The organism is Microtetraspora fusca (genome assembly GCF_001570365.1).
Taxonomy (GTDB): Bacteria; Actinomycetota; Actinomycetes; order Streptosporangiales; family Streptosporangiaceae; genus Microtetraspora; species Microtetraspora fusca.
Map to the genome: position 1 here is coordinate 1 of NZ_BBYK01000042.1, position 22969 is coordinate 22969.

At 71.7% G+C, this 22969-nt stretch carries 17 protein-coding genes; 8 read left to right on the plus strand and 9 right to left on the minus strand.

Annotation, left to right across the window (positions count from 1 at the left end; translation table 11 throughout):
* Nucleotides 1-91 precede the first annotated feature (91 nt).
* From AWQ68_RS09250 to AWQ68_RS09275, 6 genes are all read right to left on the minus strand, one after another.
* The gene (locus tag AWQ68_RS09250; protein WP_066937803.1) at nt 92-667 is read right to left on the minus strand and encodes a DUF4190 domain-containing protein; all 576 of its coding nucleotides are present in this window, start codon (nt 665-667) and stop codon (nt 92-94) included.
* Between the two features lie 396 nt (nt 668-1063).
* Nucleotides 1064-1735, minus strand: coding sequence for an Abi family protein (locus tag AWQ68_RS09255; RefSeq protein ID WP_066937806.1), 672 nt, complete (start codon nt 1733-1735; stop codon nt 1064-1066).
* Between the two features lie 195 nt (nt 1736-1930).
* On the minus strand, nt 1931-3952 hold the full coding sequence (locus tag AWQ68_RS09260; protein WP_066937808.1) for a HelD family protein: 2022 nt from the start codon (nt 3950-3952) through the stop codon (nt 1931-1933).
* 647 nt (nt 3953-4599) lie between these two features.
* Nucleotides 4600-6264, minus strand: coding sequence for a DNA repair helicase XPB (locus tag AWQ68_RS09265; RefSeq protein ID WP_066937810.1), 1665 nt, complete (start codon nt 6262-6264; stop codon nt 4600-4602).
* A gap of 220 nt (nt 6265-6484) precedes the next feature.
* Complete coding sequence (locus AWQ68_RS09270; RefSeq protein ID WP_066937813.1) at nt 6485-6988, minus strand: hypothetical protein; 504 nt, start codon at nt 6986-6988, stop codon at nt 6485-6487.
* Nucleotides 6989-7186: 198 nt separating this feature from the next.
* Complete coding sequence (locus tag AWQ68_RS09275; RefSeq protein WP_245655822.1) at nt 7187-9616, minus strand: helicase C-terminal domain-containing protein; 2430 nt, start codon at nt 9614-9616, stop codon at nt 7187-7189.
* A gap of 305 nt (nt 9617-9921) precedes the next feature.
* On the opposite strand from AWQ68_RS09275, the gene AWQ68_RS09280 reads away from it, so the two are divergent.
* Both AWQ68_RS09280 and AWQ68_RS09285 read left to right on the plus strand, forming a co-directional pair.
* A complete protein-coding gene (locus tag AWQ68_RS09280; RefSeq protein ID WP_245655823.1) occupies nt 9922-10563 on the plus strand; it encodes an HAD family hydrolase in 642 nt (213 codons plus the stop codon).
* 89 nt (nt 10564-10652) lie between these two features.
* Nucleotides 10653-11051 carry a cold-shock protein gene (locus tag AWQ68_RS09285; protein ID WP_066937818.1) on the plus strand — a complete coding sequence of 133 codons (399 nt, stop codon included), beginning with the start codon at nt 10653-10655 and terminating at the stop codon, nt 11049-11051.
* Nucleotides 11052-11093: 42 nt separating this feature from the next.
* On the opposite strand, the gene AWQ68_RS40615 is transcribed toward AWQ68_RS09285, so the two are convergent.
* Nucleotides 11094-12839, minus strand: coding sequence for an MFS transporter (locus AWQ68_RS40615; protein ID WP_245655824.1), 1746 nt, complete (start codon nt 12837-12839; stop codon nt 11094-11096).
* A gap of 89 nt (nt 12840-12928) precedes the next feature.
* Between AWQ68_RS40615 and AWQ68_RS09295 the strand changes: the two genes are divergently transcribed.
* Together AWQ68_RS09295 and AWQ68_RS09300 are read left to right on the plus strand one after the other, a co-directional pair.
* Nucleotides 12929-13789 carry a DUF3027 domain-containing protein gene (locus AWQ68_RS09295; RefSeq protein WP_066937821.1) on the plus strand — a complete coding sequence of 287 codons (861 nt, stop codon included), beginning with the start codon at nt 12929-12931 and terminating at the stop codon, nt 13787-13789.
* Nucleotides 13790-13983: 194 nt separating this feature from the next.
* Complete coding sequence (locus AWQ68_RS09300; RefSeq protein WP_066937822.1) at nt 13984-17076, plus strand: sacsin N-terminal ATP-binding-like domain-containing protein; 3093 nt, start codon at nt 13984-13986, stop codon at nt 17074-17076.
* 49 nt (nt 17077-17125) lie between these two features.
* On the opposite strand, the gene AWQ68_RS09305 is transcribed toward AWQ68_RS09300, so the two are convergent.
* Nucleotides 17126-17335, minus strand: a complete 210-nt coding sequence (locus AWQ68_RS09305) for a DUF2530 domain-containing protein (protein ID WP_245655825.1) — start codon at nt 17333-17335, stop codon at nt 17126-17128.
* Between the two features lie 207 nt (nt 17336-17542).
* On the opposite strand from AWQ68_RS09305, the gene AWQ68_RS09310 reads away from it, so the two are divergent.
* The 4 genes from AWQ68_RS09310 to AWQ68_RS09325 all read left to right on the plus strand — a co-directional run bounded on the left by AWQ68_RS09310 (nt 17543) and on the right by AWQ68_RS09325 (nt 21742).
* Complete coding sequence (locus AWQ68_RS09310; protein WP_066937826.1) at nt 17543-19015, plus strand: NCS2 family permease; 1473 nt, start codon at nt 17543-17545, stop codon at nt 19013-19015.
* Between the two features lie 146 nt (nt 19016-19161).
* The gene (locus AWQ68_RS09315) at nt 19162-19623 is read left to right on the plus strand and encodes a MarR family winged helix-turn-helix transcriptional regulator (RefSeq protein WP_066937828.1); all 462 of its coding nucleotides are present in this window, start codon (nt 19162-19164) and stop codon (nt 19621-19623) included.
* A gap of 80 nt (nt 19624-19703) precedes the next feature.
* Nucleotides 19704-20999 carry an MFS transporter gene (locus tag AWQ68_RS09320; RefSeq protein ID WP_084463810.1) on the plus strand — a complete coding sequence of 432 codons (1296 nt, stop codon included), beginning with the start codon at nt 19704-19706 and terminating at the stop codon, nt 20997-20999.
* A gap of 83 nt (nt 21000-21082) precedes the next feature.
* Nucleotides 21083-21742: a 2'-5' RNA ligase family protein gene (locus tag AWQ68_RS09325; protein WP_066937830.1), complete on the plus strand. Its 660-nt coding sequence runs from the start codon at nt 21083-21085 to the stop codon at nt 21740-21742.
* A gap of 232 nt (nt 21743-21974) precedes the next feature.
* On the opposite strand, the gene AWQ68_RS09330 is transcribed toward AWQ68_RS09325, so the two are convergent.
* Nucleotides 21975-22943 carry an aldo/keto reductase gene (locus AWQ68_RS09330; RefSeq protein WP_066937833.1) on the minus strand — a complete coding sequence of 323 codons (969 nt, stop codon included), beginning with the start codon at nt 22941-22943 and terminating at the stop codon, nt 21975-21977.
* Between the last annotated feature and the right edge of the window lie 26 nt (nt 22944-22969).

Genomic DNA, 22969 nt, shown 5'->3' on the forward strand with positions numbered 1-22969 from the left:
TGAGCCTGCTCGTCCACAGAGAAGGGTGGTTCCCGCAGGGGAGCCGCCCTTCTCTGCGTCCTGGGGACGTGCCGTCCCTTTCGGGGCCGTCTCAGCCGACCTTCTCGGTGAGCTTGCCGCCGTCCACGTCGACCACGAGGCACTTGACCGAGGGGTCCCGCTTCCAGGAGGAGGCGTCGGGCGGATAGAGGGAGAAGCTGGCGAGCCGGTCGAGCTTGGGGCTGTCCGACAGGATGCGTGCCAGCCGCTTCTCGCATTCGGACGTCGCCTTGTCGCCCGCCGCGTCCGTGCCCGGCCACGAGTCGGCGGACAGGACGAACTGCGTGATCACCTCGGCGTCGTGCGGCTCGGAACACGGCGTCGCGGTGACGGTGTACGACACCTTGCCGTCGGCGATGCCGTTGAGGCAGTCGCCCTCCCGCAGCTCGGCCACGTTCATGAAGCCGCGACCGGTGATCTCGCCGGAGTCGTCCCGCTTCACCGACGTCATCGCCCCGACGGCCATGATGAGCGTGACGAGCAGCACCCACACGCCGGAGACCGCGAGTCCCGCGATGGCGAAGGCGCGGCCCTGCTCGCCCCGCTTCCTGATCTGCACCAGCGCGATGACGCCGAGGGTGACGGCGATCGGCACGCCGCCGAGAACCCCGAAGACGAGCGACGCCACGGCCAGGCCGTTGGTCTTCGCCGAGGGAGCGCCGTAGGGCGGGGGGTTCCCCGGCGGGTACGCCCCGGGGCCGTAGGGAGCGCCGGCGTAGGGAGCGCCGGCGTAGGGAGCGCCGGCGTAGGGCGGCGGGCCGTACGGGCCGGGCCCGTAGCCCTGGCCTGGTCCGCCCGAGCCGGGCGCCGAAGGATAAGGGGGACCGGAACCGGGCGCCGGTGGATGAGGGGGACCGGAACCGGGCGCCGGTGGATGAGGGACGCCCGAGGCCGGGGGAGGACCCAGGGGAGATTCGTTCACGCGACCCCATGGTGGCCTGCCGTCCTTATCCGCGGCAAGCGGTGAATGTCAGGCACGCGGTCAGGAAGCGCGGTCCACGGCGCCCCTGACGGCCCTCTCGGGTCAGAACCGGGTCGGCACGGCGGCCGCGCAGACGTCCCGCCTCCGTGCCAGCACCTCCGGCACGCGGTCGTTCAAACGCGCCCAATCGGCGATGTCCGCCGACAACAGGTCGAGCATCCGGAGGATGGACGCGTGATCGGCAGTGAGGTGGCGCTGGTGAACGGGTTCATGATGCGCGATCCGGTTCCGGAGCTTGCGGAGGTGGTACAGGTTCACGTGGAGTGGCTTGCGCAGTCCCCGATAGCCGGGAAACACGCGATGGAGAGCGGGTCGCCAGAGCCGCTCCTCGTAGCCGTTGTGGCCGCCGAGTAGGGTGACCCAGAACCCGAACGACAGCTCCGCTATGACATGTCCAGGAACGACCCGTGAACGGCCCTGTTCGGCCAGGGACTTGGCGTCGCGGATCTTGGAGGTCGTGATGGCGTCGAAACGTGCTGATGGGGAGTCCCACCAGTCTCGCCGCTCGTAAAGATCGGTGAGTTCGCGATCGATCGCGTTGCGAAGAGTGATCTCAAGGCAATGCAGCGGGCCGAGAAGCGCTGCCGATATTTCGATGTTCCAGGCATAGAGCCGCAGAGCGGAGGGGAGGTCGCCACGGCTGGCGTTGAGGTAGGAGGTCAGCCTCTCTGGCGAAAGCGCCACCTGGAGCGCGGTTTCGAGGGGAACGTACATTCGCCTTTCCAATCTGTGATCGACGCGCTACTATTCGTTCAGGTGCCCCGGATGAGCCTCTGATTCAAGCTCGCCGGGGCAAGCTTTTTCTTGGGGGATCCCGTCACCCCGGGTCTCGTTCTGTGATTTCGTCGCTACATAAAGTTAGCCCCCCGAACGTGCGTTCGGGGGGCTTTTCGGGCATCCGTATGTGGGCTATCCGGCCAGCTCGGCGGGGAGGTCCTTTTCGTGGACGACGGTCAGCGACGTGACGGCGCGGGTGAGGACCACGTACAGCCGGGCCAGGCCGCGCTCCTCGGCCGCGACGATGTCGGCGGGCTCGGCGACGACGACGTGGTCGTACTCCAGACCCTTCGCGAGGGTCGCCGGGATGACGAGCAGGCGGTGGTCGCCGGTCGAATCGGGTCCGAGGACGGCGTGCTCGACGCCCGCCTCGGACAGGGCCGCCGACGTCGCGGAGACGGCGGAGTCGGCCACGATCACGCCGATGGAACCCGGCTGCGCGAGGGCCCGCTCCGCCGCGTGGACGATCTCCGCGTGCAGGTCGGACGCCCGCTGTACGGAAAGGGAGCCGGCGCCGGGGCGCAGCGAGCGCGGGACGGCGAGTTCGGGCGCGACGGAGGGGAGCAGGCGCGCGGCGTAGTCGAGCACCTCGCGCGGCACGCGGAAGCCCAGCGTCAGCTCGGTGACCTCGCCCGAGGGCTGGCCGAGGTGGTCGAGCACGTCCTTCCACGAGCGGGCGGACCAGGGGGTGGTGCCCTGGGCGATGTCGCCGAGGATGGTCGCCGAGCCGTTGCGGCAGCGCCGTCCGAGGGCGCGCAGCTGCATCGCGGACAGGTCCTGGGCCTCGTCGACCACCACGTGGCCGTGCGAGGGGGTGCGCTCGATGAGGTCGGCCAGCTCGTCGAGGAGGGCGGCGTCCGCCGCCGTCCAGCGCGCCGACTTGTGCGACCGGTACGGCTTGCGCCAGATCAGCGTCTCCTGCTCCTCCGGCGACAGGTCGGACTTGGCGGCGCGGGCGAGGAAGTCGGAGTCGGACAGCAGCCGGAACAGAACCTGCTCGGGCACGAGCTTCGGCCACACCGCGTCCATGACCTGCTTCACGGGGCGTGAGCGGGCCACGGCGTCCTGGACCCGGTCGTCGGGCGACTCGCCACGGCGCTCCATCTGCACGAGTACGGCGTTGGCCAGCCGCTGGGCGAGGGCGGCGCGGCCGGGGCCGTACCGGGTGGTGCCGCGCAGCGAGGCGACGATCTCGCGCACCTCGTAGTCGGCGACGCGGTAACGGTTGACGCCCTTGGTGTAGAGCACGCCCTCCTCGGGCTTGGTGACGTGCAGCCAGAGGGCGCGTTTCAGCACGCCGGCCATCCGGGCGTCGCCCTTGATCGCCGCCACGATCGGGTCTTCGGGATGGCCGTGGTCGCCGAGGACGCCTGTCACGGTGGACTGGTCGACCTTCACCTCGCCCAGGGCGGGCAGCACGGAGGAGATGTAGGAGAGGAACGCGCGGTTCGGCCCGACGATCATCACGCCGGACCTGGTCAGCCGCTCGCGGTGGGTGAAGAGCAGGTAGGCCGCGCGGTGCAGGCCGACGGCGGTCTTCCCGGTGCCCGGCGCCCCCTGGACGCATACGGTCACGCCCAGGTCGGAGCGGACGATCTCGTCCTGGTCCGGCTGGATGGTGGCGACGATGTCGCGCATGGGACCGGTGCGAGGGCGCTCGATCTCCTCGGTGAGCAGCCTGCTCTGCCCCAGCTCGCGCCCGTCGAGGGGTTCGTCCTCGTACGCGGTGAGCGAGCCGCCCTGGTAGCCGAAGCGGCGGCGCAGCGCCACGCCCATCGGCTCGGCCGGGCTGGCCTGGTAGAACGCGCGGGAGACCGGAGCGCGCCAGTCGATCACGAGAGCCCGGCTGTCGTCGTCGTGGACGTGCCTGCGGCCGACGTAGATGGTGTCGGGGAGGTCGTCGGCCGCCGAGCGGTTGAGCCGTCCGAAGAAGAGCGGGGTGTCGGGGTGGTCGGCGAGGGCGGCGACCCGCTGGTCGAGCAGCGCCTGGAGGACCTGCTGCGAGACCCAGTCGCCGGCCGCGTCGGAGGAGAGCGACGCCGCGTGGTCCCGCATATTCCGCAGCGCGGAGCGGGAGAGGGCCAGATGGGCGCGCTCGGCGGCGAGTACGTCGTCCGGCGTGGATATGTCGGGGGCGAGTTGGTGTCCGGGCATGCGAAACTCCTCGCGGGTCGGTGGTGGTTCGCCGCATGGTGACGGCGGGTAGCGAAACGCAGAAGTCTACCGGCGCCCGAATGGGCCCCCAACCGGTTTTCCCGGCCGCCGGTCGGCCGTGTCGGCGGCTCCCGAACGCCGTTCGTGATGATCTCCCGGTAATCGCCTCGACACAGTGCGAAATCGAATAAACCGGCATGGCATCAATGCCGAAAAAACCCCGTAAATCGCGTGTCTCGGGCTAATGATGGGGTATGCCGCGACCGGTTGTGATGGGCACCGGCCGGCGTTGCGAGGGGGTGATGCGGTTGTCCCGAGCCGACGGTATTTCCTGGACCTAAGTCGTGTCTGACAAATCACGCTCTGTTGCGTGCGGCTCGGATGGCGCCTCGCCTCGTCGCCCCACCCACGAAAAGTCCTCGCAGGTTCGGACTTTCCGCGGGGCCCGGGAACGGCGGCCGGAGGCTCTGCTCCGACCTTCTCCTCCGGCTGGTGATGCATCCATCTGGATCCGCGCTCGCTACCGGCAGCATTTGTCAGACACTTCGTGAATCGCTACGGAGCGCGACCGGACCGGACCGACCGGGACGGGTCGTGAACGAAGGGGACGGCCGGGCCGTCCCCTGCCGAGGAACTCCCGGCGAGGGTCACCTCGCCGGGTCCCCCTCCCCCTCGGCCAGCACTTCGTCGGCGTCGATGATCTGGTACGAGTACCCCTGCTCGGCGAGGAAGCGCTGCCGGTGGGCGGCGAAGTCCTGGTCGACGGTGTCGCGGCTGACCACGGAGTAGAACCGGGCGCCCCCGCCGTCGGCCTTCGGCCGGAGCACACGGCCGAGTCGCTGCGCCTCCTCCTGCCGTGACCCGAAGGTGCCGGAGACCTGGATCGCGATGGACGCCTCGGGCAGGTCGATCGAGAAGTTCGCGACTTTCGAGACGACCAGCACCTGGATCTCCTTGTCGCGGAACGCCTGGAACAGGCGCTCCCGCTCGCGCACCCGCGTCTCTCCCTTGATCACCGGCGCGTCCAGATGCTCGCCCAGCTCGTCGAGCTGGTCGATGTACTGCCCGATGACGAGGACCTGCTCGCCCGCGTGCCGCCGTACGAGGGCCTCGGCGACGCGGTTCTTGGACGGGGTCGTGGCGCAGAAGCGGTAGCGCTCCTCGGCCTCCGACATGGCGTAGGCCAGCCGCTCCTCGTCGCCGAGCGTGACTCGGACCTCGACGCAGTCGGCCGGGGCGATCCAGCCCTGGTTCTCCATCTCCTTCCAGGGCGCGTCGTAGCGCTTCGGGCCGATGAGCGAGAACACGTCGCCCTCGCGGCCGTCCTCGCGGACCAGCGTGGCGGTGAGCCCGATCCTGCGGCGGGCCTGCAGGTCGGCGGTCATCCGGAAGATCGGCGCGGGCAGCAGGTGGACCTCGTCGTAGACCACGAGCCCCCAGTCGCGGGCGTCGAACAGCTCCAGGTGCCGGTAGACGCCCTGGCGTTTGGTCGTCATGACCTGGTACGTCGCGATGGTGACCGGCCGGATCTCCTTCTTGGTGCCGGTGTACTCACCGATCTCGTCGGCGGTCAGCGACGTCCGCTTGATCAGCTCCTGCTTCCACTGGTGCGCGGAGACCGTGTTGGTGACCAGGATGAGCGTGGTCGCCTGCGCGTGCGCCATCGCCGCCGCGCCGACGATCGTCTTGCCCGCGCCACAGGGCAGCACGACGACGCCGGAGCCGCCGTGCCAGAAGGCGTCCGCCGCCTCCTTCTGGTACGGCCGGAGCGTCCAGCCGTCCTCGGCGAGCGCGATGGCGTGGTGCTCGCCGTCGACGTAGCCGGCCAGGTCGTCGGCGGGCCAGCCCAGCTTGAGCAGCACCTGCTTGATGTTGCCGCGCTCGGAAGGGTGCACCATGACGGTCTCGGCGTCGATCCGCTCGCCCACCAGGGGCTGGATCTTCTTGGAGCGCAGCACCTCTTCGAGCACCGCCCGGTCGGTGCTGGTCAGCACGAGCCCGTGGGTGGGGTGCTTCTCCAGCCGCAGCCGCCCGTAGCGGGCCATCGTCTCGACCACGTCCACCAGGAGCGCGTGCGGGACCGGATAGCGGCTGAACCCGATCAGCGTGTCCACGACCTGCTCGGCGTCGTGCCCGGCCGCGCGCGCGTTCCACAGCGCGAGCGGGGTCACCCGGTAGGTGTGAACATGCTCGGGGGCGCGCTCCAGCTCGGCGAAGGGCGCGATCGCCTTGCGGCACTCGTCCGCCCGCTCGTGGTCGACCTCGAGCAGCAGCGTCTTGTCCGACTGAACGATCAGCGGTCCGTCATTCAATGCCTGCTCCCTTGTACGGCTACCGCCTATCAAACAAGGGATCGAGCGGAATCACTCCCAGGTTGGCCCAATCGGCCGTCGGCTGGGTCGTGTCCACGAACCTTGGCCGGGTCGGTCACTTCGCCGGAGAGAACCCGCGGTCCTCGCTCCCTTCCGCTCCGCTCCCTCGATCCCGCGCGAACGTTCGCGAACAGCGCATCAGGAAGTGCCGGTCACGGCACTAGTCGAGGTAGCCGTTCACGCCGGCCCAGATGAGCACGCCGAACCCGATGACGAGCAGGACGACGTTGATGCCGATGGAGATCCACGTCCACTTCAGCAGGCGCCGCGACGCGTCCGGCTCGGTGTCGACCTTGCTGAGCGCGACGCCGGCCAGGATGGCGCCCGCGATGCCGCCGAGCGAGACGTAGCAGCTCAGGGCCAGCACGAGGCTGATGACGAGGGCCACGATCGCGTGGGTGCGCGGGCCCTCCTGCCGGGGCGGGTACCCGTAGGGCTGCTGCCCGTAAGGGGACCCGTACGGCCCGCCGTAGCCCTGCTGCCCGTACCCCTGTTGTCCGTAGCCCTGCTGTCCGTACCCCGGCTGCCCGTACGGCTGCTGCCCGTAGGGCCCCTGGCCGTACGGGGAGCCGTACTGCTGGCCGAACTGGGGATCGGTACCGTACGGGTTCTGCGGGCTCTGCCACTCCTGGGGGTTCTGGCCCGGCTGGTCTGGGGTCGTCACCGTCGGTCGATCCTTCGTCGCGTCTCGGTCCAGATTCTCGAGGTCCAGAAATATCACGGTATGGCGCTCCCCGTTCCGGTGCTGAGGACGGCATCGAAACGGGGAGCGCGACGACCACGCGGGACCGGTCGCCAATCCGGACCCACCCGGTCAGCCGGATCATCGCCAATCGGGCATCCGACGGCAACGGATTTACCGTCAGTTCACGTCCGCGATGCCGGTGATGCGGTGCAGCGCGAAGCGGTGGACCGCCGCCCTGGTCTCGTCGTACGCGGTCAGGTAGCCGCCCTCCATCCGGGCCGGCTCAAGGATGCGGCTGGTGGCGTGCCCCTGCGAGTCGAGATAGCCGATCCACACCCGCGTCCCCTGGCGTATCGCCTCCTGGAGGGCGCTGATCGTCGCGGCCGAGGGCGAGCGCGGGACCTGCCCGCGAGGCGCGTCCGTCGGCCCGCGCCGGGCGAGGTGCGCGTCGTCTCCGGCCCTGATCGCACGTACGGCGGCGGCCACCATGTCGGGGTCGGGCGCGATCGCGGCCCCGCCCCGGGCGAGCGGCTGGCCCTCGGTGCGCCGGGCGTCCGCCCGCGCCACCAGCATGTCTCCCTCCAGGGACTCGGCCACGGGCGCGTAGCCCATCGCCCGCAGCGCGTCCACCAGGGTCGCCCGTGACGTCTTGGACGCGAGCACGGTCGGCGCGAGCCTGCGCAGGCGCAGCACCGCCGCGCGCCGGTCGGCCACCACCTCGTCCAGGACCGCCGGGTCGTCGCAGCGGATGTACGCCGAGGCCGTGCCGACCCGGATCCGGCCGTGCCTGCGCGCCACGTCGGTGATCAGATAGCGCAGCGGCTGCGGGACCGGCGTGGCCGAATGCCGCTCAAGCAGCGAGAGCAACTCGTCGGCCGACTGGCCCGCGTCGAGCGCCCGGCGGATCGACCCCTCGCCGAACCGGTACACCGTCGCGCCGCCCTTGGACTCGACGTCCGCCGCCAGGGCGAGCCAGCGGGCGAGGTCGCTGACGAGCGGCCCGGGGGCCACCGCGGTCAGGTCGGCCTGCAACAGCACCCGGTCCACCGGCTCGGGCAGCAGCGGCGCGAGCAGCTCCGCCGGGCCGCCTTGCCCGGCCGCGTACGGCGAGCCGTACGGAGGGAAGGCGCGCAGCAGCGCGCGGCCGTGGCCGGACAAAACACCGAGCCCGGTGACGCCGACGTGCTCGGCCTCGCGCAGCGCGAACTCGGCCAGCCGGTCGCGCTGGGCGACCCGGCGGCGCGGCTGCTCCCAGGCGAGACGGCCGATCACCGACGCCGCCGTGGGCGCGATGCCCGGACCGGCCGCGGCGAGCACCGACAGTGTGCGCAGGCGCACCTCGGAGGCGGCCGACCGACGCAGGTCCGGGTGCAGCGCGTTGATCGGCCGGTCGCGCTCGTCCCGCTCGCCGATGAGGCCGGGGGCGCGGTCCATGCCCGCCCAGGCGGACGCGAGTAGGGCCCATCTGTCCTCGGTCGCCTTGATCCGCCACACGTCGTAGGCGGAGGTGGGCAGCCATTCGCCGTCGACCGACCCGGCGGAGGCGACGAGCCCGGCCGCGTGCGCGACCTCCACCACGAGCCCGGCCGTCCACTCGGGAAGGTCAAGGAGCTGCGCCGTCCGCTTCAGATCCCGTACGGCGAGGCCGCCCGCGCGCAGGACGCCCGGCGGGTCGTGACTCCAGAGCTCGCACAGCTCCTCGACGGTGCGGACGAAGGCGAACGCCTGTCCGGCGGCGGTCCGGTCGGCCAGCGCCTGGTCGCGGGCGACGCCGTCGATCTGGGGCGGCCCGGGGGAGAGGTCCCGGTGGAGGCGCCCCCCGCGCAGGATCAGTGCCACCTCGCGCGGCAGGGCGACGGTCTCCTCGCCGGTCGCCCCCAGGAGGCCGCGGGCGAGCAGCTCCTCGATCGGCGACCGCGCGGTGGCCGTGCGGACCTCGCGCCTGGCCCCGGCGACCCGGCCGCTCGGCGGGCCCCAGGCCAGCTCGTCCAGAGCCGCTCTCGCCTGCGGAGACACCTCGGCGACCAGCCGCTCGACGGTGCCGGACTCGGCGAGCAGCGCCGCCAGCCGCCGTACCGGAGGATCGGGCGCATCTCCCGGGGCGATGTCGGCGAGCAGGGCGGTGAGGGCCTCGGACGGGTGGTGCCGGAACACGTCGGCGGCGGGCGGCCCGAGCCCCGCCGGCGGATCGAGGGCTTCGGTGACCCCCGGCGCGGGCAGCAGCGCCTCGTCCGGGCCGAAGATCAGGCACGCCTCACGCAGCCGGTCCACCGCGTCCCGGAGCGCGGCGTCCAGCGCGTGGCCCCGCCGACGCTCCTCGGCGCGGCTCCCGTGCGGGAGCGCGCGGGCGAGGATCGCGCGCAGGTCCGGGTACGCCACGGGACCGGGCTGGAGGGTCAGCGTCTCGACCACGGAGAGGGAGAACCGGTCGAGCCGGTCGAGCGCGCGGCCGATCGCCGAGGGCGTGCCGGCGCGTGCCGCCAGCCCCTCGATGTGCGGCGGGACCGGCATGATGAGCTCCGGACGGGCCGCCACGAGGGCGCGGAGCTGCTCGTCCGCGCGGCCGCGCAGCCACGCGGTGAAATCACCGCTCATCCCGTCGCTCATCCTTCTCATCGTAGGAGTACGGATACGAGGGTTTCTCCCGTGAAGGCGGCCGGGATCGCGGTTTCCCGGCGGCCGCCACACCGGTGCCGCGCTCGTCCCGCCGCGCCCCCGGGCACCGCCGCGTGGCGGGCTGCCGGATTCAGGGTCGCCGTGTCCCCGGCGGGCTCGCCGTACCGAGGTCCGGACCGCGCCGCGTCCGTCGCGCCCAGGAGGGTCATGGTGGCCGTCGTCCACGTCGCCGACCGGCGTGTCCGCGCCCGGCCCCGCCGTACGGCGTCGGCCAGGCTATATGCCGATGCGGCGCGGTGTCGGGCTTTGGCATCCTTTGTCAGGTGAACTCGGTGGGATTCGACCTTGACCTGACTCTGGCGGACACGCGCGCGGCCATCGGGGCCGTGTATGAGGCGATGCTGCCCAAGTTGGCCTATCCCATCGACGTGGACGTGGTGATCTCACGGCTCGGGCCGCCGCTGGAGGTGGAGCTGGCCCACTGGATGCCGGAGGAGGAGGTGCCCGCCGCGGCGGATCTGTTCCGGGAGCTGTATCCGCAGATCGCGCTGCCCGCCACGGAGCACATGCCCGGGGCGCGCGAGGCGCTCGCGGCGGTCCGCCGGGCGGGCGGCCGCATCATCGTGGTCACCGGCAAGAACGCGCGCGACGCCCGGCGCACCGTGGACATGCTGGGCCTCGATGTGGACGAGGTGGTCGGATCCCTTTTCGGCGCGGACAAGGGACGGGCTCTCGCGACTTTCGGTGCCGGAGCATATGTTGGAGATCACGTAGCCGACATCGAAGCGGCGCGTGCCGGTGGCGCCACGAGTGTCGCGGTGGCAACCGGGGCGTTCACGGCGGATCAACTAGTCGATCATGGAGCTGACGTGGTGCTGGAGGACCTCACCCACTTCGCCGGGTGGTTCGACTCCTGGACCGCCGTTTCCGCGTTGTAAAACACAGCCGTCAAGGCGGTCCACAGGCGCCCTTCGCGGGCATAACCTACATCCATTCCTTTCACGACAGTCTGAACGAGGTCACCCCTGTGCCGAGTGGCAAGGTCAAGTGGTACGACGCCGACAAGGGATTCGGCTTCCTCACCCGCGACGACGGCGGTGAGGTTTTCGTGCATTCATCGGCGCTGCCCAAGGGCGTGGACGTCCTCAAGCCCGGGCAGAAGGTCGAGTTCGGAGTGGCCGAGGGCCGTCGCGGCCAGCAGGCCCTGTCGGTCCGGGTTCTCGAACAGCCGCCGACTCTCGCCAAGACCGCGCGGGCCAAGGGCAAGCGCAAGAAGCCGGACGAGATGGTCGTCATCGTCGAGGACCTGATCAAGTTGCTCGACGACATCTCGACGTCCTATCAGAAGGGGAAGCACCCCGACGCCGCGCACGCGAAGAAGGTCGCGAGCGTGCTGCGCGCCGTCGCGGACGACATCGAGGGTTGACCTTCCGCAGGCCCGGCCGGGACGGCCGCCCGCAGTACGGACTCAGTACGGATTCGTCAGGGGCTTGGTGTCGTCCCGCCGGGGCCGCAGCGGCTCGCGCGGGACGACAGGGGTGATGTCGGAGTCCTCGTGCGGCGTCCACACCGGATCCTGCGGCGTCTCGTCGTCCTGCGGGATCGTCGCGCCGTCGCCCTGGCCGCCGGCCGTCGCGGCCTCGCCGTCCGGCTCCGCCGGTGGCGTCCCGGCGGGCTCGGGGACCCGTCGCGCGGCGGTGGCGAGCCGGCGGCGCCGCCGTATCAGCAGCCAGACGAACGTGGCGGCGAGCGCGGCGGAGACCACGGCGAGCCCGGCCGGGCCGTGCGCGGACAGCGACATGACCAGGCCGGCCAGGCCGCCGAACACCCAGGCGATCTGGAGCAGCGCCTCGGTGATGCCGAACGTGGAGGATCGCACCTCCTCGGCGATCTCCCGCTGCACGATCGCGTCCAGCGCGAGCTTGCCGAGGCCCTGGGCGAAGGCCGCCACCAGCGCCACGAGCACCGCCGTCCACAGGGTGAAGAAGACCGCTGTGACGACAGTGGCGACGGTGGCCAGCACGAGCGTGCCGAGCACGATGACCTGGGGAGAGCGCGACCGCGTCCACGAGGCGACCGCCGCCCCGAGGAAGCCGCCTCCGCCGGCGGCGACCGCGAGCAGGCCGAGGGTGACGTGCGGCGCCAGGCCGGGGATGTTGCCGTCCTGCACGAGGAAGAGCAGGAAGAAGACGAGGAATCCGGCCTGCACGCGGATCGCGGTGTTCGCCCACATGGACTCGCCCACCACCGGCCCGAACTGGAGCAGCTCGCGCCGGAGCAGCCGTGGCCGGGCCTTCCGCTGAGGGCCGCCTTGACCGTGCTCGCTCGGCCCCCGGTCCGCGCCCGCGGGGCCGTCCGGCGCGTCGTACGGGTCGTCGGGGGAGTCAGGGGCGCTGGGGTCGTCGGGAGCGTCGGGGTCGTCGTGGGCGTCGGGGGCGAGGTCGGCGTCGAGATCCGGGGAGTCGACGTGCCGCGGCAGCCGTACGGCGGCGACGCCGGCGACGAGGAAGAGCGCCGTGGTGGCGCGCAGGACCCACTCGGCCCCCAGTAAGGCGGTCAGCCCGGTGGAGACCCCGGCCGCCGCACCGGCGGCGACCAGCGCGAACAGCGCCACCCGGGCGTTGGCCGCGACCAGGGTGATGTCGGCGGGCAGCACGCTCGGCATGATCGCCGCCCGGGACACGTTGTACGCCTTCGACAGGACCAGCACGGCGAGGGCCGCGGGAAAGAGCGTGAGCGCGTCGGACGGCCGGATCGCCGCCGCCATGCCCCAGCACAGAAGTCCCCGCGCGAAGAGCGTCCCCGCCATGACGTAGCGGCGGCCGGAGCGGAACCGGTCGAGCACCGGCCCCACGAAGGGCGCGACCACCGCGAACGGGATCATCGTGACCAGCAGGTAGAGCGCGACCTGGCCGCGAGCTTGGCCGACCGGCAGCTTGAAGAACAGCGCCCCCGCCAGTGCCACGGTGACGAGCGCGTCGCCCGCCGAGTGCGTGGAGGTCAGCTCGATCAGGCGGCCGAGCCCCGTACGGCCGGCCCCCTGGGCGTGGGTGAGCCTCCGTGTCGCCTGCCCGAGCCTCCGTGTCGCCCGTCCCAGGCTCCGGGATCCCTGCCCGATTTTCCGACCCGCGTGCGCGACCGACCGGCCCGCCCGCCGGGAGGCGTCGGCGGTGGCACGCGTCGCGCGATGCAGTCGGTTCCCGGCATTCCCCACGAAGAACGACTCCCTTCCCAGCCTGGGGAATTCCAGTCTTACCCACTGATCAGGGTGTCGTCCGCTCGCGGCGTGGGTGAAAATGGAGTGTGAGTCGCACCCGAACCCGAAGCACCGCAGCGGACCAGGCATGTGTTGCGGCCGTCGAACTGGCCCGCGGGGCCGCCGAGGAAATCGCCCGTCCCCAGGAGGTGGGCGAGCATCTCGGCTTCGACAGTGAGGGCGACCGCGTTGTCACGCACTTCTTCGAGTGTCTTGATCGAGCGTACAAGGGATGGCGCTGGGCCGTGACGGTCGCGCGTGCGTCGCGGGCGCGTGTCGTGACGGTGTGCGAGACCGTGCTGCTGCCCGGAAAGGGCGCGCTGCTCGCCCCGAACTGGGTCCCGTGGAGCCGGCGGCTGCGCCCCGGCGACCTCGGCGTGGGCGATCTGCTGCCGACCGAGGCCGACGACGACCGGCTGGCCCCTGGATTCACCGCCACCGACGACGACTCCGACCGCCAGATGATCTTCGAGTACGGCCTGGGCCGGGCCAGGGTGCTCTCGGCCTTCGGCCGTGATCTCGCGGTGCGCCGCTGGCACACCGGCGACTCGGGCCCGCACAGCCCCATCGCGCACGCGGCGCCGGCCCAGTGCTCCACCTGTGGGTTCTACTGGCCGCTCGCGGGCGCGTTGCGCCTCGGGTTCGGCGTCTGCGCGAACGAGTACGCCCCGGACGACGGGCGCGTGGTCGCCGCCGACCACGGCTGCGGAGCCCACTCCGAGGCCACCACGGTGCCTTCGATGATCGTCGACCAGCCGCCGCCGATCCTCGACGACCTCGGATACGACCTGCTGCCCGCCGAGGCGGAGGAAGAGGAACTCGCCCAGGGCGAGCGGCTGGGCGGCGGCCCCGCCGAATCTGAGGGCTCCGTGGACGAGACCGAGTCCGAGCCTCTCGGCCACTCCTGATCCGGGCCGCTCGGGCCTGCTCCGCCGCCCGCCTCGCGCCGTTCGGGGCCGGGCCCGACGTGCTGCCGGGCGCGGTTCGCCGCTGGTCGCCCACGCGTTTTCCGCCTGATCGCGACGGTACGTGGAAGTGGGCGCCGGTTGGCTAAGGTACGTCCGGACGTGGCGGCGAGATCTGGGACCTGGGGGCTCACGAGATGGACGACTCCTTCGGCACGGCGCGGATGCGCGACACCGTTCTCGCGGCGTGGACGGCCTCTCCCGCCCGGTTCCGCGAGGACGCCAACGCGGAGGAGGACTTCGCGCTCGGCGGTTACCGCGACCGGCTGGTCGTCGAGCTGGCGCAGAACGCGGCGGACGCCGCGCTGCGCGCCGGAGCGCCCGGCCACCTGCGGCTGACCCTGCGCGACGGCGTCCTCCTCGCCGCCAACACCGGAGCCCCGCTGGACGCCGAGGGCGTGGAGGGGCTGTCCACTCTGCGGGTGTCCGGCAAGAAGGACGAGACCGGCGCCGTGGGACGGTTCGGCGTCGGGTTCGCCGCCGTCGTGTCGGTCTGCGACGCGCCGTCGATCATCTCGCGCGGGACCGGCGGCGTCCGCTGGTCCCGTGAGGAGACGGCCGCCCTGGTCGCCGCGCGGCCCGAGCTCGTCGCCGAGCTGGCCGGGCGCGAGGGCCATGTCCCCCTGCTCCGGCTGCCCTTCCCCGCCGAGCCGGCCGACGTGCCGGACGGTTTCGACACGCTGGTACGGCTCCCGCTCCGGGACGAGGCGGCAGAGCGGGCCGTACGGCGCATGCTGCGCGAGGCGGGCCCGGCGCTGCCGCTGGCCATGCCGGCGCTCGCCGTGATCGAGGTCGAGCTGGACGGCGAGACCCGGGTGATCTCCGCCGACGGGTGGCACTCCGTCACCGCCTCCGGCTCCTTCGAGGCCGAGCAGGTGGCCGAGCTGTTCGCCGACCGGCCGACCGAGGAGCGGGCCCGGCCGTACTGGCAGGTCCGCTGGGCGGTGCCGGTGGCGGCGTCCGGCGAGCCGCGCCCGCTGCCGGAGGACGTGCCGCCCGTCGTCCACGCGCCGACGCCGAGCGACGAGCCGCTCGACCTGCCCGCGCTGCTGATCGCCACGCTGCCGATGGCCACCGACCGGCGGCACGCCGCCCCCGGCCCCCTCGCGGACTTCCTGGTCGAGCGGGCGGCCGACGCGTACGTCGAGTTGATGGCGTCGCTGCCGCGCACGCCGCGGCTGCTCGACCTGGTGCCGGGGCTCATCGGCAAGGGCGAGCTGGACGCGCGGATCCGCCGCGCCATCCTGCGGCGCCTGCCGGACGTGCCTCTGCTGCCGGCCGTCTCCGCGCCGGAGGAGGAGCCGCGGGACGGCGGGACGGACGCGGCCGCCCCCGTGCCCCGGACGGAGCTGCCGGACGGTCGCCCCGGGTGGCTGGTGGCCGGACGCGAGGCCAGGGTCGTGGCCGGTCCGCCGGAGTTCCTGGACGCGATCGCCGAGATGGTCCCCGGGCTGCTGCCCGCCGGCTGGCCGGCCCGCCACCCCGCCGTGGCGGCCCTCGGCGTACGACGGGTGGAGCTGGCCGACGTGATCGACATGCTCTCCGGCGACGCCGTGAAGGACCGGGAACCCGCGTGGTGGCGGTCGCTGTACGAGGTGCTGCCCGCGGACGACCCGGAGGCGATCGGCGCGGTTCCCGTGCCGCTCGCGGACGGCCGGCTGGTACGCGGGCCGCGCGGCACGCTGCTCCTGACCGACGGCTCGGCCGCCGGGGCGGGCCCGCTCGACCCGGCCGTCCTGGCGCCGCTCGGCCTGCGCGTCGTGCATCCGGACGCGGCGCACCCGCTCCTGCTGCGGCTGGGGGCGGCCGAGGCGACGCCGCGTACCGTCCTGGAGGATCCGCTCACGCACGCGGCGGTGACCGAGTCGCTGGACAGCGCCGATCCCGAGCCGGTGGCGCAGGCCGTGCTGGCGCTGGTCGACGCGGCCGGGCTGACGGCGGGGGAGGCCCCGTGGCTGGCGGACCTGGCGCTGCGTGGCGCCGACGGCGAGCTGTACCCCGCGGGCGACCTGCTGCTGGCCGACGGCGCGCTGGCCACGCTGATCGACCAGGACGTGCCGTTCGGCGTCGCCGCGCCCGACCTGGTCGAGCGGTACGGCTCGCGCGTCCTGGCGGCGACCGGCGTCCTGGACGGGTTCGCCGTGGTCAACGATGCCGACGTGCTGCTCGACCCCGAGGAGTGCGACCACGATCTCGACCGCGAGGACGAGTGGCTGGAGGCGGTCCTCGACCTGCTGCCCGAGCTCGACGTGCCGCCCGTGGCCCGCGAGTTCACCGCCGTCCGCGACCTCGAGTACGTCGCGGACTGGCCGGCGGCGCTCGCCCTCCTGTCCCGGCCGCCGCTGCGCGCCGCGCTGCAGCCGCTGCGCGTGCTGGTGTCGGGTGAGGTCGTCGAGGTGCCGTCGTACACCGCGTGGTGGCTGAGCGCCCACCCCGTGCTGGACGGCCGGCGGCCCACGTCCCTGCGGCTGCCCGGCGGTGACCCGCTGCTGTTCGGCCTGTACGGCGACGCGCCCGCCGGGGTGGACGAGGTTGCGCTGACCATGATCGGCGTCCGCTCGTCCCTGGCGGACCTGCTGGCGTCGCACGGCGGCCCGGACGAGCTGCTCGAGCTGATGGCCGACCCGTCGATCGAGGTGGACCGCGCGCAGCTCCGTGCCCTGTGGATCGCCCTCGCGGCCGTCGATCCGTCCCGGGTGCGCCCGCCGTCGTCGGTGCGTGCCGTACTGGAGGGGGAGATCGTGGTCGCGGACGCCGAGGACGGCCGCGTCATCGACGGCACGGGCGACGGCGGGGCCGAGAGTGCCGGGGAGCCGGTGGTGGTCGAGGCGCCCGACCTGCTCGCCCTGGTGGCGGAGCGGCCGCTGGTGCTCGCGCCGTTCGACCTGGCCGAGGCGCTGTCGGAGCTGCTCGACCTGCCGCTGGCGGGCGAACTGGTGAGCGGCGCGGTCACGTCGTCCGGCGAGGAGCGCCCGGTGCCCGCGGAGGTGCGCTCGCTGCTGCCGACGGCCCCGTCGACGTACGTCGAGCACGGCGAGCTGCTGGTGGACGGCAGGCCGGTGCCGTGGCGCTTCTACGAGGGGAAGGTCCACGCGTCCGGCGTCGAGGGGCTGGCCCGCGGGCTGGCGTGGGCGTCCGGGCAGTGGGGCGACCGGCTCGCGGTCGCCGCGCTCCTGCGCGACCCGGGGCGGGTCCCGCTGCTGCTCGCCGAGGCGGACCTGGACTCCTGAGGACCTGGATTCCTGTGGGGATGATCTTGGAGCCCCACATCCGGACTTGCTAGGGGCGTCGATCGCGGCGGCGGATGTAGGCGAGGCCGAACAGGCCGAGGCCGAACCCCGCCGCGCAGGTCCACAGCCACCGGGTCTCCTCCGGCCGTGCGATGAGCAGCACGATCAGCGCGACCAGCCACAACGTCGTACCGACGAGGATGGTCGCGGTGTCGTTCGTCCTGATCGGCTGGAGGTCGGGCCGGGGCTGCTGCTTCACGAGACCCAAGCTTAAAGCCCCCGCAAATCGGAGAGCGGGCGGATCCCGCGTGCAGGGGTGCCGGGGAGCGGGAGCGGCTACGGAGTGGAACAGGCATGCCACAGAACCCGTAAAATATGCACAAAACGGTCACGGAACCGTCACACTGACCATCGCCCTCTTCTCGCAGGTCACACGTCCTGCCACTCTTCGCGCGTGAGTAACAGCATGAACCCTCGAGCCACCGGCTTTCTTGATCGTTTCTTCTTCATATCCGAGCGTGGCTCGACCATTGGCCAGGAGGTGCGCGGCGGTTTCGCCACCTTCTTCACGATGGCGTACATCGTCGTGCTCAACCCCATCATCATCGGCACGGTCGCCGACAAGACCCAGCAGGTGCTCGGGGGTGGCACCGTCCCGAACTTCCCGCTGATCGCGGCGGCGACCGCCTTCGCGGCGGGAATCCTGACGATCGCGATGGGCATCTTCGGCCGGGTGCCGCTGGCGATGGCGACCGGCCTCGGCCTGAACGCGTTCGTGGCCTTCGGCATCGCCACCCACATGACCTGGGCGGACGCGATGGGTCTCGTGGTCCTCGAAGGAATCGTGATCGCGATCCTGGTGCTCACCGGATTCCGGGTCGCCGTCTTCAACGCCATCCCGGCTCAGTTGAAAACGGCGATCAGCGTCGGAATCGGCCTGTTCATCGCGCTGATCGGATTCGTCGACGCGGGCTTCGTGCGGCGCATCCCCGACGCCGCGAACACCACCGTCCCCGTGAAGCTGGGCGCGCTGGGCAACGGGTCGCTCACGGGCTGGCCCACGCTGGTCTTCGTCGTCGGCCTGGTCGTGACCGCGTTCCTCATCGCCCGCAAGTTCAAGGGCGCCATCCTCTTGGGCATCGTCGGCACCACGATCCTGGCGATCGTCGTCGAGGCCATCGCCAACGTCGGCCCGCAGGTGGCCCAGGGGCAGCCGGTCAACCCGGACGGCTGGGCGCTGAACGTGCCCAAGCTGCCGCCGACCCTGCTGGAGCTGCCGGACCTGTCGCTGCTCGGCCAGTTCAACCTCTTCGGGAGCTTCTCGAAGATCGGCGGGGTCGCGGCGATCCTGCTCGTATTCACCCTCCTGCTGGCCGACTTCTTCGACACCATGGGCACCGTCGTCGGCGTCGGCCGCCAGGCCGGACTGGTCGCCCCCGACGGCAGCATGGAGCGGACCCGCTCGATCCTGCTGGTCGATTCCCTCGCCGCGGCCGCCGGCGGTGCGGCCAGCGTCTCGTCGAACACCACCTACGTCGAGTCCGCCGCCGGCGTCGGGGAGGGCGCCAGGACCGGTCTGGCCAGCGTGGTCACCGGTGTCCTGTTCCTCCTCGCGATGTTCTTCGCCCCGCTGACCCAGGTCGTGCCGTCCGAGGCCGCGACCCCGGCACTGGTGATCGTCGGCTTCCTGATGATGTCGCAGATCCGGGAGATCGACTTCAGCGACTACGAGATCGCGATCCCGGCGTTCCTGACGATCGTGCTGATCCCGTTCACGTACTCGATCACCGCGGGCATCGGCGCCGGGTTCATCACGTACGTGTTCATCAAGGCGCTGAAGGGCCACGCGCGGCAGATCCACCCGCTGCTGTGGGTCGTCGCCGCGCTGTTCGTCGTGTACTTCACCGTGGAGCCGATCAAGTCCGTCCTCGGTCTCTGACCTGCCTCGCCTCGTCGTACGCTGGCGCCGTACGCACGCGCGACCCCCGCGGTCCATCCGCGAGGGTCGCGTTTTGCGTTTCCTTGACGAACATCCGGACAGTGGAATACCGGTGATGCCGGTATAGTTAGCAAAGGTAATGAGTCATGCTAACGAACCATCCCAAGACAGAGTCGATCGCGAATCTACGTACCGACGCCGGGCTGGCGTCCGCCCTGCGCGTCTCGCTGGCGCGGCTGAATCGGCGGCTGCGCAAGCAGGCCGCGCAGCATTCCTTGACCCCCACCCAGCTCGCGACGCTGGCCGCCGTCGAGCGGCACTCCGCGATGACGCCCGGCGAACTGGCGGAGCACGAGAAGGTGCAACCGCCCTCGATGACCCGCGTCATCGCAAAACTGGAGGAGCGCGGTCTGCTCGCGCGCAGCCCGCATCCCACGGACCGGCGACAGGTCACCGTGAGCGTGACGGAGGCCGGCGCGACGCTCCTCAGGGAGGAGCGGCGGACCAAGGAGGCGTGGCTGGCCCGGCAGTTGAAGGGGTTGACGGCCGAGGAGAAGGCGACGCTGAGAGCGGCGGCGCCGATCCTGGAGAAACTCTCCAAGACCTGACGGCGGCCGGCGAGACGAGCCGGAGCACCGCCGTCGACGAATCGGACGCGGCGGCGGGCCGGACGCGGCACGGCGGCGGGATGTTCCGGTCGCTGCGCAACTACAACTACCGGCTGTTCGCGGCCGGGGGCATCGTCTCCAACGTCGGCACCTGGATGCAGCGGACCGCCCAGGACTGGCTGGTGCTGCAGCTGACCGGCGGCAGCGGGTCGGCGCTCGGTGTGACCGTGGCGCTGCAGTTCCTGCCCGTGCTCCTGTTCGGGCTGTGGGGCGGGATGCTCGCCGACCGCTACCCCAAGCGGCCGGTGCTCATCGTGGCCCAGTCCCTCATGGGCGCGCTCGCCCTCACCATGGGGATCCTCACCCTCACCGGATCCGCCCAGGTCTGGCACGTCTACGTGATGGCGTTCGTCCTCGGTGTCATCTCGTGCGTCGAGGTGCCCACGCGGCAGTCGTTCGTCGTCGAGATGGTCGGCCGCGAGGACCTGTCGAACGCGATCGCGCTGAACAGCTCGACGTTCAACCTCGCCCGGGTGTTCGGCCCGGCGCTGGCGGGCGTGCTCATCTACTGGATGGGCACCGGACCGATCTTCATGCTCAACGCCGCGTCGTTCGCGGCGGTGATCGCCGGGCTCGCGCTCATGCGGAAGTCGGAGCTGTGCACCCCCGAGCCGGTGCCCCGGGCCAAGGGCCAGCTCCGCGAGGGGCTGCGGTACGTCGCACGGAGTCCCGACCTGCTGCTGCCGATCCTGATCGTGGGGTCGATGGCGATATTCACGCAGAGCTTCTCGACCAGCATCGCCCTCATGGCCACCAAGGTGTTCGGCGCGGGCGCGTCCTCGTTCGGCGTCGCGTCCAGCGCGTTCGCCGTTGGAGCGCTCGGAGGGGCGCTGCTCGCCGCCAAGCGGGTCAGGCCGAGCCGGCGCTTCCTGATCATCGGCGCGATCTGCTTCGGCGTGTTCCAGGCCGTCGCGGGCCTCGCGCCGAGCTACCCGGCGTTCCTGGCGTTCCTGATCCCCGCCGGGATGGCCGTGGTGACCGTGAACACCACCGCCAACGCCACCGTCCAGATGGGCGCGTCGCCCGAGATGCGCGGACGCGTCATGGGGATCTACGTCCTGGTCTTCACCGGTGGCGCCCCCATCGGCTCGCCGCTGGTGGGCTGGCTGGCCGAGGTGGCCGGTCCTCGGGTGTCGGTGGTCGTGGCGGGCGTCCTCAGCCTGCTCGGCGTCGGCCTCGCCGTACTGGTGACGCGGATCGTGGCCGCCCGGGTGCGGCCGGAGAAGGCCCTGGAGGGTGTGCCGGGCGAGATGCCCGCTGCGGGGCGGACGCCAGCGGGTTCGCTCACCCGCTGGCGGCTGCGCCGAGCCGCCTGACCGGAGCCGGGGGCCGCCGGCGGGCGCTTCGCCCGCCGGGCCCTCCGGAGCCCTCGCGCGCTGCGGTGCGCGAGAATCGATGGGTGAGCAGGTTGTTCGTGGCGCTGTCACCGCCTGCCGGGGTGCTGGCCGAGATCGCGGCCGAGGTGGGCCCGAGGCGGGTGGAATGGCCGGGCCTGCGCTGGGTGGACGACGCCCTGTGGCACGTCACGCTCGCGTTCCTCGGTGAGGTGCCCGACGACGTGCTGCCCGAGTTGGACGTACGGCTGGCCCGCGCGGCCGCGCGCCATCGGCCCATGAGGGTGTGGTTCGGTTCGGCGGGCGCGTTCCCCTCGCTCGGCAGGGCACGGACCTTCTGGGTGGGCCTCAACACCGTCCCTCCGGACGAGACGGAGGTTTCTCCGAGCGCCGGAAGGCACGGCGGCTCGCGGGACGCGGAAACGCGGGAAAGCCCGCGCGGGCGATCGGGGGCGTTCGCCGAGCCGATGGTGCGGCTGGCGGCGTCGCTCGCCGCCGGGGCCCGGCGTGCCGGGGCGGCGGAGGTGGACCGGAAGCCGTTCCACCCCCACCTGACCCTGGCGCGGTCACGGCACGGCGATGACCTGCGGCCGCTCGTGTCCGCGATGAGCGCGTTCCGTGGGCGCGAATGGGACGCGGACGTCGTCCATCTGGTGCGCAGCCATCTGGGATCCCATGTTCGCTATGAGCAGGTCGCGGTCTACCCACTCGGTGGACGCGATTAGGCTCCAATGCGTGGATCGTCCTCGTCGTTGGTTGCTGCCCACGGTGCTCGCGCTGCTCGTGTTCATCGTGGTGATCGGAGCGTTGCTCCGTTAGTGGAGTGTCCACGAACCTCGGCCGGGTCGGTCACTTCACCGGAAGGAATCCGCGGTCCTCGCGAAGCCCGCTTCGCCGGGCCTCCGCTCCAGTCCTCGCTCCCTCGATCCCGGCTGAACGATTGCGGACAGCGCACAGCTACCAGGCGTACTCCTCCGGAGACGTCTTGAAGCCGGGGAAGATCTCGTCGATGCGGGCGAGCGCCTTCTCGTCGAGCTTGATCTCCAGGGCCTTGATCGTCCCGTCGAGCTGCTCCAGGGTGCGCGGTCCGACGATCGGGGCGGTGACGGCCTTCTGGTGGAGCAGCCAGGCCAGGCCGACGTTCGCCGGGTCCTCGCCGAGCTCGTCGCAGAACGCCTCGTAACGCTCGATCTTGTCGCGGTGCTTCTCCAGCTCCCGGGCGATCACCTCGGACGCGGAACGCCCCTTGTCGATCTTGCGGAGGATGCCTCCGAGCAGGCCGCCCGCGAGCGGGCTCCACGGGATCAGGCCGAGCCCGTAGTCCTCGCACGCCGGGATGACCTCCAGCTCGGCGGCCCGGACGATCAGGTTGTAGTGGGACTGCTCGGAGACCAGGCCCAGCGAGTTCCGGCGGCGGGCCGACTCCTGCGCCTTGGCGATGTGCCACCCGGCGAAGTTGGACGATCCGACGTACAGGATCTTGCCCTGCTGCTTCAGGATGTCCATGGCCTCCCAGAACTCCTCGAACGGGGTGTTCCGGTCGACGTGGTGAGCCTGGTAGAGATCGATGTAGTCGGTCTGCATGCGCTTCAGCGACGCGTCGCAGGCGCGGCGGATGTTGAGCGCCGACAGGCGGCCCTCGTTGGGCCAGTCGCCCATGTCGCCGTAGAGCTTGGTGGCGATGACGGTGCGCTCGCGGCGGCCGCCGCCCTGGGCGAACCAGCGCCCGATGATGTTCTCGGTGATGCCCTCGCCCTTCTTCCACCCGTACACGTTGGCGGTGTCGAAGAAGTTGATCCCCAGCTCGTGGGCGCGGTCCATGATGGCGAAGGAGTCGTCCTCCGAGGTCACGGGGCCGAAGTTCATCGTGCCCAGGCAGAGCCTGCTGACTTGGAGACCTGTGCGGCCAAGCTGTCCGTAATCCATGCCCTCCACCCTAAGAACCTGGAGTG